The following is a 14,481-nucleotide window of genomic DNA, read 5'->3' on the forward strand; positions in this document are numbered from 1 at the left end:
GAGGTAAACAATGAGCGTTTATAAACCAAATGAAGTTGAAGCTAAATGGCAAAAGATTTGGGAAGAAAATAATCAATACAAAACTGATACTAATGATACAACAAAACCAAAATACTATGCATTAGAAATGTTCCCTTATCCATCAGGAAAATTACACATGGGACACGTTAGAAACTATTCTATAGGTGATGTTGTAGCTAGATTTAAAAAGATGCAAGGATACAATGTCCTACATCCAATGGGATGGGATTCATTCGGACTTCCAGCAGAAAATGCAGCTATAAAGCATGGAATACACCCAGATAAGTGGACTATGGAAAACATAAAAGACATGAGAGGGCAATTTAAAACATTAGGACTTAGCTTTGACTGGGATAGAGAAATAGCAACATCTACTCCAGAGTACTACAAGTTTACTCAACAAATATTCTTAAAGTTTTTAGAAAATGGTTTAGCATATAAGAAAAAATCTTTCGTTAACTGGTGTCCATCTTGTGAAACAGTTTTAGCAAATGAGCAAGTTGTTCAAGGTGCTTGTGAAAGATGTGACTCTGTAGTAGTTAAAAAAGATTTAGAACAATGGTATTTTAAAACTACTGAATTTGCAGAAGAATTACTTCAAGACTTAGATACTTTAGATGGATGGCCAGAAAAGGTTAAAACAATGCAAAAGAACTGGATAGGAAAAAGTACTGGTGCTGAAATAACTTTCGATATAGATGGTATGGATAAATCTATAACAGTATTTACAACTAGACCAGATACAGTTCATGGAGTTTCTTATATGGTTTTAGCTCCAGAACACGACTTAGTAAAAGAATTAGTTGCTGGAACTGAGTATGAAGAAGCTGTTGAAAAGTTCGTAGCTAAAATGCATACTATGACTGAAATAGAAAGAACTTCAAGCGATGTAGAAAAAGAAGGAATGTTTATTGGAAAGCATGTTATAAATCCATTAAACGGACAAAAAGTTGAGTTATGGATAGCAAACTATGTATTAGTTGACTATGGAACAGGTGCTGTAATGGCAGTTCCAGCTCATGATGAAAGAGATGGAGAATTTGCAGCTAAGTACAACTTAAACGTAGTTGAAGTTATAAATGAAGACAATATAATGGTAAACTCTGGTGAGTTTGATGGAATGGAAGCTTCAAAAGCGTTTGATGCAATAATAGAAAAATTAGAAGAAATGGGAAGAGGAAAGAAAACAGTTAACTATAGATTAAGAGACTGGTTACTTTCTAGACAAAGATACTGGGGATGCCCAATACCTGTAGTATACTGTGATGAATGTGGTATAGTTCCTGAAAAACAAGAAAACTTACCTATATTATTACCAACAGATGTTGAATTTACAGGTAAAGGTGAATCACCACTTACAACTTCAAAAACATTTATGAATACTACTTGTCCTTGTTGTGGAAAACCAGCTAGAAGAGAAGTAGATACAATGGATACTTTCGTTGATTCTTCTTGGTATTACTTAAGATACATAGATCCTAAAAATACTGAAGAACCATTTAGTAAAGAAGCAGTTAATAACTGGATGCCAGTTGATCAATATATAGGTGGAGTAGAACATGCCATACTTCATTTACTTTACTCAAGATTCTTTGTTAAAGCATTTAATTCAATGGGAATGTTAGATTTTAAAGAGCCATTTAAAAACCTATTAACTCAAGGTATGGTTTTAAAAGATGGAGCTAAGATGAGTAAGTCTAAAGGAAATGTTGTATCTCCTCATGAGATAATAGCAGAGTATGGAGTTGATACTGCTAGATTATTCGTGTTATTTGCAGCACCACCAGAAAGAGATTTAGAATGGTCAGATCAAGGTGTTGAAGGATGCTTTAGATTTTTAAATAGAGTTTATAGATTAGTTGATGAATTAGCTGATGTAGCTAAATCTGATGCTACTATGGGTGAATTAACTAAAGAAGATAAAGCAATGAGATTTACTATAAATGCTACATTAAAGAAAGTAACTGAAGACTTAAATGAGAAGTTTGGATTTAATACTGCTATATCTGCATTAATGGAATTAATAAACGAAATGTACAAGTACAAAGAGTTAGAAAATAGAAATGATGCAGTTATAAAAGAAGGTATAGAAACTATAGTTACTATATTATCTCCATTTGCACCACATATGGGAGAAGAATTATGGGCTATGATAGGTAAAGTTGGAAGTATATTTGATATATCTTGGCCAAAATATGATGAATCTGCATTAGTTAAAGATGAAGTTGAAGTTGTAGTTCAAGTTAATGGTAAAGTTAGAGGTAAATTAAGTGTAGCATCTAATATATCAAGAGAAGATATGCAAGAAGCTGCAATGAACGATGAAAAAATAAAAGCTTTAGTTGATGGAAAAACTATAGTTAAAGTAATAGCTGTTCCTAAAAAGCTTGTTAATATAGTTGTTAAATAAAAAAAGGTCTTTTAAAAGACCTTTTTTTATTTTAATACGAAATTTTTGAGATTTATATAAATAAATAATATTTTATTGATTTATATTAATTATTAAAAAAATAGATAGATTAAATTTAAAAAAAGTTATATTTTAAAAAATTTTTCATTATAAAAATTAAAAAAATAAAGTTTTAAAGGTTTGTTATCTAACTAAAATAAAAGCTAAATTTTATATTTTAAAATGAAAAAAGCATACAAAAATAAAATTAAATTTAAAAAAATAATTTTTTTTATGTAGGAAAATGTCCAGGAAATTAGAAAAAACAATGGCTTGTAAATTTTTTGACAAGTTAAAAAATTACAAAAAAATGTTTTCCTGTTGATTTTTGTTGAAAAACTATATACAATAAAGATGTCAAATAAATAAACTAAATCTACATATTATGGGAGTGAGTAAAAAGATGACTAGAATTACATTACAAGATGTTCAAAAAGCTAGAGAAACTATAAAAGATATAGTTAAAACAACTGATTTGTTAGAAAGCGTTAAGCTTAGTAAAAAGACTGGGGCAAACGTATACTATAAATGTGAAAACTTACAAAAGACTGGATCTTTTAAAGTAAGAGGAGCTTGTAACAAGATAGCAAGTTTAACTGATGAAGAGAAGGCAAACGGTGTTATAGCATCAAGTGCAGGAAACCATGCACAAGGGGTTGCTTTAGGAGCTAAATTAAGTGGAATAAAAGCTACAATAGTAATGCCAGCTACTGCACCACTTGCAAAAGTTACTGCAACTAAAAGTTATGGAGCAGAAGTAGTTTTAGAAGGTTTAGTATATGATGATGCATATGCAAAAGCTGTAGAAATACAAAAAGAAACTGGAGCAACTTTCTTACATCCATTCAATGACCCTTACGTTATGGCTGGACAAGGAACAATAGCTCTTGAAATATTTGAACAATTAAATGATAAAGTTGATACTATAATATGCCCAATTGGTGGAGGGGGAATTATAGCTGGTATAGCAACTGCTGCTAAAGCTTTAAATCCTAATGTAAAAATAATAGGTGTTCAAACAGCTAATATACCATCAATGAAAGAATCTATAGCTCATGGACATGTTACAACTGCATTTAAAGCTACTACAATAGCAGATGGTATAGCAGTTAAAACTCCAGGAGATAATACTTTTGAAATAATAAAAGAATTAGTTGATGAAGTTATAGTTGTTGAAGAATATGAAATAGCACAAGCTATGTTATTCTTATTAGAAAATCAAAAATTAGTATCTGAAGGTTCAGGTGCTGTATCAACAGCTGCATTATTAAGTGGAAAATATAAACCAGCTAAAGATGAAAACGTTGTATGTGTAATATCTGGAGGAAATGTAGACGTTAATACTTTATACAGAGTTATAGGAACTGCATTAACTGAAGACGGAAGAAGATATGCATTTAAAACTAAAATACAAGATAAGCCAGGCGGATTAGCTGAATTAACTCAAATAATAAGTAAATTAAATGCAAATATATTAAATGCAAATATGTCAAGAATTTCTAAAGAAAACTCACTTGGAAGTTTATACCTTGAAATACAATTAGAAACATTTAACCAAGAACATAAAGATAAAATAAAACAAGCTGTAGAAGCAGCAGGATTTGTAATAGAAGACTAATTTATGATATAATAATACATAAAAAGTGGAAATATATGTAAAAAATATATTTTTCACTTTTTACTACAAAACTGTATACAGTGTGTACAATTTAGTAGTATAATATTACTGAAAAAAGTATAATATAAATACAAAGTTATGTTATAAGAGAAGGAGAGATTGGATATGAAACAAGTAATACATACTGAAAAGGCTCCTAAAGCAATAGGGCCATACTCTCAAGCTATAAAAAATGGAAATATGGTATTTGTATCAGGACAAGTTCCATTTAACCCAGAAACTATGGAAGTAGTAGAAGGTGGAGCTAAAGAGCAAGCTGCTAGATCATTAGAAAGTTTAAAAGAAATATTAGCAGCATCTGGAGCAAGCTTTAACGACGTAGTTAAAACTACAGTATTCATAAGTGATATGAATGATTTCGCTGAAATAAATGAAGTATATGCTTCATACTTTGGTGAAAACAAACCTGCTAGATCTTGTGTAGAAGTTGCAAGATTACCAAGAGATGTTAAGGTTGAAATAGAAGCTATAGCTATAGTAAAATAATAAATGTAATTAAGATGGCCATGCCTATTTTAGGCTGGTCATTTTGAGTTAAGGCATAATTGGAAAAGTTTTCCATAAACAAAAGAAAAAGACAATTTAAGAAAAGAGGTATTATTAATGGCTAAAGATTATAGTGTATTTGATGTCGTAGGACCAAATATGATAGGTCCATCAAGTTCGCACACTGCAGGTGCTGCTAGATTGGGGAAAATGGCATTAAAAATAGCAGGGAAGCCTGTAAAAAGTGTTAAGTTTTACCTACATGGATCATTCGCTGAAACATATAAAGGACATGGTACAGATAAAGCATTAGTTGGAGGAATCTTAGGATTTGAGCCAGATGACGCTAGAATAAGAAATTCTTTTGATATAGCTAAAGAAAACGGTGTTGACTTTGAGTTTATAAAAACTAACTTAGGAGAAAACGAACATCCTAATGCTGTTAGAATGGAAATGACTTTAGAAGATGGAAGTGTTGCTATCGTAAAAGGTGCATCTATAGGTGGAGGAAACATAAAACTTACTGAAATGGATGGCTTACCACTTGACTTTAATGGTTCTAGACCAGCTGTTATACTTGAAATAAAAGATATACCAGGTGCGGTATCTTTCGTAACTGGACTTCTTGCTCATAATAACAAAAACATAGCAAATATGTCTACTAATAAACCAGCAGGGTCTGATTATACATTTGTTACTATAGAAACAGATGAAGCATTAGACAAAGATGTATTAGAACAATTAAGAAAATTTGAAGTTATAGCTAAGGCTGTAGTTTTAGACAAATTCTAATGAGTGAGGAAGGGTGACAGAATATGAAATATAACTTTACAAGCGGAGCAGAATTAATACAAAAATGTAAAGAGCTAAACATGACTATAAGTGAAATGTGTATAGCTAGAGAAGAAGAATTAACAGGACGTTCTAAAGAAGAAATAAGAGAAAAGATGGCTGTTAGTTTAGATATAATGAAAAAAGCTACTGAAAGAGCTGTAACAGAAGATATAAAATCTGTTGGAGGTCTTATAGGTGGAGAAGCTAAAAAATTAGACAACTACAGAAACAGCCAAAGAACTGTTTGTGGTGGATTAATGAATAAAGCTTTAGCTGCTGCAATGGGAACAATGGAAGTTAATGCTTCTATGGGTCTTATAGTTGCTGCACCAACTGCTGGTTCTTGTGGTATATTACCAGGAGCTATAGTTACTATAGGTAAAGAATATGGATTTAGCGATGAAGAAATGATAAATGCATTATTTACAGCTTCAGCTATAGGAGCTATAATAACTAGAAATGCAACTGTTGCAGGTGCTGAAGGTGGATGTCAAGCTGAAACTGGTGCTGCTGCTGCAATGAGTGCTGCTGGTATAGTTGAATTAATGGGAGGAAGCGTAGAAGCTGCTGTTTCTGCTGCATCTCACTGCTTACAAAATGTAATGGGATTAGTATGTGACCCAATAGCAGGTCTTGTTGAAGTTCCATGTCAAGGAAGAAACGCTATAGGTGTTGCGAACGCTTTAATATCTGCAGAACTTTGTTTAGCCGGAATATTAAATATAATACCATTTGACGAAACTGTTGAGGCAATGTACAGAGTTGGTAAAGGACTTCCAATGGAATTAAGAGAAACTGCATTAGGTGGAGTTGCTGCAACTTGTACAGGAAACTGTTTAACTAAGAAAATATTTGGATAAAAAAAGAGGCATTTGCCTCTTTTTTTTATCTTCTTCTTCTTCTTTTATTTGAATAAATCTTTTTATTTTTATTAGTGTATAATTTTCTTTTTTTGTTATACATTAGTCTTCTTCTTTTTCTTCTTATTTTTTTTCTAATTAAAACTAATGCTATAAATACTGCAACCAATGAAAGTGCTATCAATACTAATGATTTTATAACTTTAACTATAGGATTATTTAAAATTGCTTTAAATAAACTATTAACATCATTTTGTGCAATTAAAGGGATATTAGCCACTGGTTTAGAATCATTGTCTTGATAAACTTCTAAAGTTCCTACTTTAGAACCTTTTTTTATAGGAAGATTTATATCGTCTAACTTAGTTTTAGTTGTAAAATTAGGATTTGTAGCACCTTTTTCAACAATAGTGTAGTAACTATATTTTGGCATGTATTCTAATTTTCTTTCTTTAGAATACCAAATAGATTTAGATTCTAAAAAATTATTTCTATCTATAGCTTTTTCTGACTTAAAATTATCAAATCCGTAATCTAAAAGAGTTCTACTATCTATATACATATTATCTCCTTCAGTTTTGAAAACTGCAGAGATTAATCTCATATCATCTTTCTTTGCACTAGATAATAAACATTTACCAGCATCATCTGTAAATCCAGTTTTTATACCGTCTACTATATCATACTTTATATCTACCATTTGCCCTTTATAAGGTATTTTGGTATCTCCAGTTAAAAATTTGTTAGTGTTTTTTAAAAATCTTTCTGGATAAAATTCCGTAGCAGGTAATCTTAATAATTTTGTATCTACTATTTGTCTAAAAACATCATTGCTCATAGCTTCTCTGGCCATTAAAGCCATATCATAAGCTGAAGTATAATGCTGTAAATCTGGTAAACCATTAGCATTATTAAAATGTGTATCAACAGCCCCTATTTTTTTAGCTTCCTCATTCATAAGCTTTGCAAATTCAGGAACTGAACCACTAACATGTTCTGCTAAAACTACAGCTGCATCATTAGCCGAAACTATAAGCAAACCTTCAAGTAATTCTCTAACTGTAAGTTTTTCCCCTGGTTTTAAATACATACTAGACCCATCAATATCGCCAATATTACCTATAGAAACTACTTCATCAAGGTTTTTTACATGTTTTAAGGTAACATATGCAGTCCAAACTTTAGTAGTAGAAGCTGGATACATCTTCTCGTGGGGATTTTTTTCATACAATATTTTTCCACTTGTATAATCCATTAATACTGCATATTTAGCAGATACACTTGGCGCTTGTGTTTCTGCAAATGAAACATTATTAAATGTAAATACATTAATAAAAGTTAATATGAATGCTAATAATATTGAAACTTTTTTTAACATTTTTTGTCCTCCGATTTTAAACTTATATTTTAGTATAACATATTTATGTCAATAATCAAATTTGAAGGAGTGATAAAATGGAAAAAATAAAGAGCTTTTTACCGATAATTATAATAATACTTGTAAGTTCCGTATTTATAGTAAAAAATAGTGGATTTATATCAAGTGGTGATAATTATGTTGTAAGTGAAGCTGAAGATAAGAATATAAGTAATGATAAGTATGTAAATAACAATCAAATTAATGATAGTAATAAAAATTTAAATGAATCTACTAAAGATAGCAATTTAGACGGTTTACAAAAATTAAAAAATGATGAATCTATAAAAAAGAAGATAACCATTTATATAAGTGGAGCTGTAAAATCACCTAAAGTTGTAGAATTAGATAGTGAAGATAGGCTTATGGATGGAGTAATGCTTTGTGACGGAGTTAGTGATGATGCAGATATGAATAAAATAAATATGGCTATGAAAGTAGAAGACGGAGGACACTATATAATTCCTAAAATAGGAGATGAAAATGTAAATAATAATGAATCTACAAATTATCAAAATAGTGAAACTACAAATAAGGATTTAAGTGTTAGTAACAATAATAATTCTAGTAGCGATAATAATAAAATAAATATAAATAATGCATCTCTTGCTGAACTAGATTCTTTGCCTGGAGTTGGAGAAATAACAGCGCAAAAAATTATTGATTATAGAGAAGAGAATACAAAATTTAAATCAATAGAGGAAATAAAAAATGTAAAGGGTATAGGCGAAAATAAATTTAATAATTTGAAGGATTATATCTGTATTCAATAAATGTTAATTATGATATTATTAGTTATGTAATGCTTTAAAGGGAGGAGACATAATTATGGAAATAATGAAAAAACTTACAGATATGACAACATCAGGAGGATGAGCGGCTAAAATAGGGCCAGAGGTTCTGGCTGGAGTTTTATCTAAGTTACCTAAAAATACATCAGATAAAAAAGAAAATTTATTAGTAGGGCTTGAGACTTCAGATGATGCAGCTGTATATAAGTTAAATGACGATACTGCATTAATTCAAACATTGGATTTCTTTACACCAATGATAGATGATCCTTATATATTTGGACAAATAGCAGCATCTAATTCATTATCAGATGTTTACGCCATGGGAGGAAAGCCTTTGGTAGCTATGAATATAGTTTGTTTTCCTTCTTGTCATGATATGAATGTATTGGCAGAAATTCTTAAGGGTGGTATGGATAAAGTTAAAGAAAGTGGAGCTTTATTAGTAGGTGGTCACACTGTTGATGATAAAGAGCCTAAATATGGATTATCTGTATCGGGAACAGTTCATCCAGATAAAGTTTTATCTAATGCAACTTCAAAGGTAGGAGATAAAATAGTAATTACAAAGCCTATAGGAGTAGGTATATTAAATACTGCTATGAAGGAAAATTTAGTTGATGAAGAAACTTCAAAAACTGTAGTTGAGACTATGGTTCATTTAAATAAATATGCAGCAATGAGTTTTGACAATATAAATGTAAACTCAGTTACAGATATAACAGGTTTTGGACTTTTAGGACATGCTTTGGAGATGGCTAAAGCATCAGATGTTAGTATAGAATTACAAGTTGATGAAATACCTATATTAAATGGAGCTGTTGATATGGCTAAAATGGGTATAATACCAGCTGGTATGTATAGAAATAAGCAGTATATATCAAAAGATGTATATATAGAAAATATAGAAGAAGCTATAGAAGATATTTTATATGATCCACAAACATCTGGGGGATTATTAGTGTCTGTAGATAGCAACTTAGCAGAAGAACTAGTTAAAGATATGAAGAAAAATGGTTCTATAGAAGCTAAAATAATAGGAACTGTTAAAGAAAAAGGACAACATTATATAACAGTTAAGTAAGGACTTATAAGGGGAGTGTGTTTTCAATGAATAAAAGAGAGTTATTTGCTCAATTACCTTCAGTAGATGAAATGTTAAATCAGGATAAAATAATAGATGCATTAAATAGCTATCCAAGAAGTATACTACTTGAAGCTATAAGAGAATCAATTGACGAAAAAAGAAGAGCTATAGTTGATTTAAAACAAAGTGATTTTGATAAGTTTGAGATATCAATAGATGAAATAGCTCAAAGTATTATGAATAAATGCAACTTAAAATATTCATTATCACTAAAAAAAGTTATAAATGCGACAGGTACTGTACTTCATACAAATTTAGGGCGTTCTCTTTTAAGTGAAAGCATAAAAGATGATTTGTGGGAAGCTGCATCTAGATATTCAAACTTAGAATATAATATAGAAAAAGGACAAAGAGGTTCAAGATATACACATTTAACTGATACTATAAAAAGACTAACAGGAGCTGAAGATGTTTTAGTAGTTAATAACAATGCAGCAGCAGTACTTTTAGTACTTAGTACTATGGCAAAAGGTGGAGAAGCTATAGTATCAAGAGGAGAATTAGTTGAGGTAGGGGGCTCTTTTAGAATACCGAGCATAATGGCTCTTAGTGGAGCTGATTTAGTAGAGGTTGGATCTACCAACAAAACTCATTTAAAAGATTATGAGGAAGCTATAAATGAAAATACAAAAGTATTGATGAAGGTTCATACAAGTAATTATAGAATACTTGGATTTACAGAAAGTGTAGATGTTGATAAATTATGTGAATTAGGGGAAAAACATGATATACCAGTTATTGAAGATTTAGGTAGTGGAGTTTTTGTAGATGTATCTAAATATGGATTAAGTTATGAACCTACAGTACTTGATTCTATAAGAAAAGGTGCTGATATAGTTACCTTTAGTGGAGATAAAATGCTTGGAGGGCCACAAGCTGGTATTATAGTTGGTAAAAAAGAATACATAGAAAAAATGAAGAAAAATCAACTTACAAGAGCACTAAGAGTAGATAAACTTACTATATGCGCATTAGAAGCTACTTTAAGAATGTACTTAGATGAAGAAAAAGCTAAAGAAGAAATACCAACACTAAAAATGCTAACATATTCTATAAAAGAATTAGAAGAAAAAGCTAACAATTTATATTCTAAAATAGAATACTTAAATAATTATGCAGATATAAAAATAGAAGATGGATTATCTCAAGTTGGAGGAGGTTCTATGCCAACTGAGACTATGGATTCTAAAGTTATAACAATAATTCCTAAAAATATAAATGTTTCTACACTAGAAAATAGATTAAGATTAAGTGATGCACATATAATAGCAAGAGTATATGATGATAAGTATGTTTTAGATGTTAGAACTATATTTGAGGATGAATTTGAAGTTGTTAAAACTGAATTAGAAAAAGCTTTAATAGGGGGATAAATATGAAAAATGTAATAATAGGAACAGCAGGACATATAGATCACGGTAAAACAACTCTTATAAAAGCACTTACAGGAAGAGAAACAGATACCTTAGCTGAAGAAAAAAAGAGAGGTATTTCTATAAATTTAGGATTTACTTATTTTGATTTACCAAGCAATAAAAGAGCTGGGATAGTAGATGTCCCAGGACATGAAAAATTTATAAAAAACATGTTAGCTGGAGCATCAGGACTTGATATGGTTTTATTAGTTGTTGCAACTGATGAAGGAGTTATGCCTCAAACTATAGAGCATATGGATATATTAACTTTCTTAAATATTAAAAAAGGTATGATAGTATTAACTAAAAGTGATACTGTTGATGAAGACTTTATAGAATTAGTAAAAGAAGATGTTAGGGAAAAAGTTAAAGGAACTTTCCTAGAAGATGCTGAAATTATAGAAGTTGATTCAATATCAAGACGTGGAATGGACGAACTTATAACTAAAATTGATAAAATGACTGATGAAATAGAAGATAAAAACTTAAATGCGCCAGCAAGACTTAATATTGACAGAGTATTTTCTATAAAAGGGTTTGGAACTGTTGTAACAGGAACTTTAATAGAAGGTAAGATAAATGTTGATGATGATTTAGTTATATATCCAAAAGAATTAAAAGCCAAGATAAGAAGTATACAAGTTCATGGTGAAAGTGTAGAAACTGCTTATGCTGGGCAAAGAACAGCTATAAATATATCAAATGTCAAGGTTGAAGAAGTAAATAGAGGAGATGTATTAGCATCAGAACACTCTCTAGAAGAAGCTATGATGTTAGATGTTAGACTAAGTATAGTTAAACACACAGATTTAGGGCTTAAGCACTGGGATAGATTAAGACTTTATCATGGTACTAGAGAAATACTTTGTAGAGCAGTACCTTTAGAAGTTGAAGAAATAAATCCTGGTGAAAGTGGATTAGTTCAATTAAGACTTGAAGAAAGTATAGTAGCTAAAAAAGGCGATAAGTTTGTAGTTAGAAGATATTCTCCTATGGAGACTATAGGTGGAGGAATAGTAATAGATACTAATCCTAAAAAGCATAAAAGATTTGATAAAGCTATAATAGATGCTTTAAAGGTTAAAGAAAAAGGAGAACTTAGCGCTATATTAAAAGAATATTTAAAAAATAATTCTAGAAATTATCCTAACATAAAAGAAATAATGAGTTATAGTGGAGAAAGCGAAGAAAATGTAAAAAAAGCATTAAATAAGCTTTTAGATGAAAAGAGTGTTGTTTGTGTAAATAACATGTATATGCATATAAATCAGTATAATCTATTAAAAGAAAATATAGAAAATGAATTAAAAACATATCATAAGAAATTTAGACTTAGAAAAGGTATGCTAAAAGAAGAAGTAAGATCTAAAATTGAAAGTAAGTTTAAAACTAGAGAATTTGATATGTTATTAGAGATGTTTATAAATGATGATATAGTAAAAGTTGAAGATAATATTGTTTCTTTAAAAGATTTCAAAGTAGTTTTAAATGAAAAACAATTAAAAATTAAAAATGAAATAGAAAAAACATTAAACTTAGCTGGACTTAACAATATATATACTATTGAAGATATAACTAACAATAAAAAAGAATATGAAGAAGTTTTAGAATCTTTAATAGGAAATACTGTTTGTAGACTTGAAGATAGTTATATAATGTCTACTAAGGTTTACAATAATGCCAAAGATAGATTAGTTAAGTATTTAAAAGAAAATAATGAAATAACTTTAGGAGATTATAGAGATTTAGTTAATTCGAGTAGAAAAAATTGCATGATAATTCTTGAAGATTTCGATAGAAATAGAATAACAAAAAGAATAGAAAATAAAAGAGTATTATTCTAAAAAAACTGGTGAATAGCTTTAAAAAGTTATTCACCAGTTTTTATTAAAGAAAAATTTTAGTTTTTAATAGTAAAAGTAGAATCTGTAAGTTTAAAAGAATCTTTAAGTCCTGATGATAAGTAAATATCTTTATCTTTGGTTATAAATATCGCTTGTGTATTTGGTAAAGATTCTATTAACTTAAGACCTTCTTTTGTTCCAAGTGAAAACGTAGTTGTAGATAATGCATCACAATTCATTGAATTATCTGAAATTATTGTTACGCTACTAAGTTCATTATCTACTGGAAAGCCTGTTTTAGGGCTTAAGATATGATGATATATTTTATTATCCTTTTTTATATATCTTTCATATATTCCAGATGTAACTACAGATTTATTTGATATGCTCAAACTACCGATTGAATTTCCTCTAGGTTTTGTTGGGTCTTGTATTCCTATGTTAAAGTTATCATCATTATCCTTTTTTCCTAATGTATATATATTACCACCAAGATTTACTATAGCTCCTTTAATTTTTTGCCCTTTTAGATATTCTACTACTTTATCTGCTGCATAACCTTTAGCTATTCCACCTAAATCTATTTTAGAATCTTTATTTTTTAACATTATTTTACTTTGTTTATCATCTAAAATTATATTTTTATAATTTATAGTAGATAAAGCTTTATCTATTTCAGATTGCATAGGAACTTTTGAATTTTGATTGCCTATATTCCAAAGGTTTACCAATGAGCCTATAGTTGTATCAAAATTTCCATCTGATATATCTGAAAAATGTATAGATGTTTTTATAACCTTATAAGTGTCTTTTGATACTTTAGTAAAATTTTTTCCAGCATTTTGATTTATTTTATAAATATCACTAGATATTGTAGATGGATTCATTTTATTATCTATATCTTTTATTATTTCTTCACATTTAGAAAGAATTTTATTTGCTTTTTCTTCATTGGATTTGGCATACATTGTTATTTCATTAACAGTTCCAAGATAATACATGGTTTTAGAAAATTTATTGACTTTTTTATTAAATATAAAAAAAATTGAAATGATTGATATAATAAAAATAGTTATATAAAATGTAAGTTTTTTACTTTTCATAGTGTCTCCCCTTTATATTTATGATATATTTAATTATATTATAAATGGTTGGGGGATAAAAATGAAGAAAAACGATTTTTTTCTTATTTTACTAGTTCTTGTAGTGATAGTAGCAGCGTTAGCTTTTAATTATTTCAAACAATCTAGTGAAGGTGATAAAGTAGTTATATATTTAGATAATAAAGTTTACAAGGAAATACCTATAAACAAAAAAGAGGAATTAACAATAAAAACTGAAAATGGATATAATAAAATTAAAGTACATGATGGTGGAGTAGAAGTAAGTGAAGCTTCTTGTCCAGATGATATATGCGTAAAAACTGGATTTATAAAAAAATCTAACAAGAGTATAGTATGTATACCTAATAAAGTTAGTATAAAAATAGTTAGTAATGAAAAAAATGATATAGATATAATAGCAAATTAAAAAGTAGGT

Annotated in this window: 12 protein-coding genes; 10 read left to right on the forward strand and 2 right to left on the reverse strand. The window is 29.2% G+C overall.

What is annotated here, in order from left to right:
- Positions 1 to 10 precede the first annotated feature (10 nt).
- From leuS to sdaAA, 5 genes are all read left to right on the forward strand, one after another.
- Complete coding sequence (gene leuS / locus ABFX13_RS03815) at positions 11 to 2,431, forward strand: leucine--tRNA ligase (protein WP_346042710.1); 2,421 nt, start codon at positions 11 to 13, stop codon at positions 2,429 to 2,431.
- Positions 2,432 to 2,873: 442 nt separating this feature from the next.
- Positions 2,874 to 4,088, forward strand: a complete 1,215-nt coding sequence (gene ilvA, locus ABFX13_RS03820; RefSeq protein WP_147546254.1) for a threonine ammonia-lyase — start codon at positions 2,874 to 2,876, stop codon at positions 4,086 to 4,088.
- 165 nt (positions 4,089 to 4,253) lie between these two features.
- Entirely contained in the window at positions 4,254 to 4,634 is a 381-nt protein-coding gene (locus ABFX13_RS03825; RefSeq protein ID WP_147546257.1) for a RidA family protein, read from the forward strand.
- Between the two features lie 117 nt (positions 4,635 to 4,751).
- Positions 4,752 to 5,426 (forward strand): L-serine ammonia-lyase, iron-sulfur-dependent subunit beta, encoded by a 675-nt coding sequence (gene sdaAB / locus ABFX13_RS03830; RefSeq protein ID WP_346042714.1) that lies wholly within the window; start codon positions 4,752 to 4,754, stop codon positions 5,424 to 5,426.
- Between the two features lie 23 nt (positions 5,427 to 5,449).
- On the forward strand, positions 5,450 to 6,328 hold the full coding sequence (gene sdaAA / locus ABFX13_RS03835) for an L-serine ammonia-lyase, iron-sulfur-dependent, subunit alpha (protein WP_346042716.1): 879 nt from the start codon (positions 5,450 to 5,452) through the stop codon (positions 6,326 to 6,328).
- Between the two features lie 25 nt (positions 6,329 to 6,353).
- Here sdaAA and ABFX13_RS03840 read toward each other — a convergent pair whose 3' ends face one another.
- The gene (locus ABFX13_RS03840; protein ID WP_346042719.1) at positions 6,354 to 7,706 is read right to left on the reverse strand and encodes a D-alanyl-D-alanine carboxypeptidase family protein; all 1,353 of its coding nucleotides are present in this window, start codon (positions 7,704 to 7,706) and stop codon (positions 6,354 to 6,356) included.
- A gap of 77 nt (positions 7,707 to 7,783) precedes the next feature.
- Between ABFX13_RS03840 and ABFX13_RS03845 the strand changes: the two genes are divergently transcribed.
- From ABFX13_RS03845 to selB, 4 genes are read left to right on the forward strand one after another with little or no spacing between them, the layout of a single operon-like run.
- On the forward strand, positions 7,784 to 8,518 hold the full coding sequence (locus ABFX13_RS03845; protein WP_346042722.1) for a ComEA family DNA-binding protein: 735 nt from the start codon (positions 7,784 to 7,786) through the stop codon (positions 8,516 to 8,518).
- Positions 8,519 to 8,573: 55 nt separating this feature from the next.
- Entirely contained in the window at positions 8,574 to 9,620 is a 1,047-nt protein-coding gene (gene selD / locus ABFX13_RS03850) for a selenide, water dikinase SelD (protein WP_346042724.1), read from the forward strand.
- Between the two features lie 26 nt (positions 9,621 to 9,646).
- Positions 9,647 to 11,056 (forward strand): L-seryl-tRNA(Sec) selenium transferase, encoded by a 1,410-nt coding sequence (gene selA, locus ABFX13_RS03855; RefSeq protein ID WP_346042727.1) that lies wholly within the window; start codon positions 9,647 to 9,649, stop codon positions 11,054 to 11,056.
- A gap of 2 nt (positions 11,057 to 11,058) precedes the next feature.
- Positions 11,059 to 12,942, forward strand: coding sequence for a selenocysteine-specific translation elongation factor (gene selB, locus ABFX13_RS03860; RefSeq protein WP_346042730.1), 1,884 nt, complete (start codon positions 11,059 to 11,061; stop codon positions 12,940 to 12,942).
- Between the two features lie 56 nt (positions 12,943 to 12,998).
- On the opposite strand, the gene ABFX13_RS03865 is transcribed toward selB, so the two are convergent.
- A complete protein-coding gene (locus ABFX13_RS03865) occupies positions 12,999 to 14,045 on the reverse strand; it encodes an FAD:protein FMN transferase (RefSeq protein ID WP_346042731.1) in 1,047 nt (348 codons plus the stop codon).
- 61 nt (positions 14,046 to 14,106) lie between these two features.
- On the opposite strand from ABFX13_RS03865, the gene ABFX13_RS03870 reads away from it, so the two are divergent.
- Positions 14,107 to 14,472, forward strand: a complete 366-nt coding sequence (locus tag ABFX13_RS03870; RefSeq protein WP_346042733.1) for a NusG domain II-containing protein — start codon at positions 14,107 to 14,109, stop codon at positions 14,470 to 14,472.
- The last annotated feature ends 9 nt before the right edge of the window (positions 14,473 to 14,481 follow it).

Origin of the sequence: Paraclostridium tenue (genome assembly GCF_039521565.1) — a bacterium.
Taxonomy (GTDB): Bacteria; Bacillota; Clostridia; order Peptostreptococcales; family Peptostreptococcaceae; genus Paraclostridium; species Paraclostridium tenue.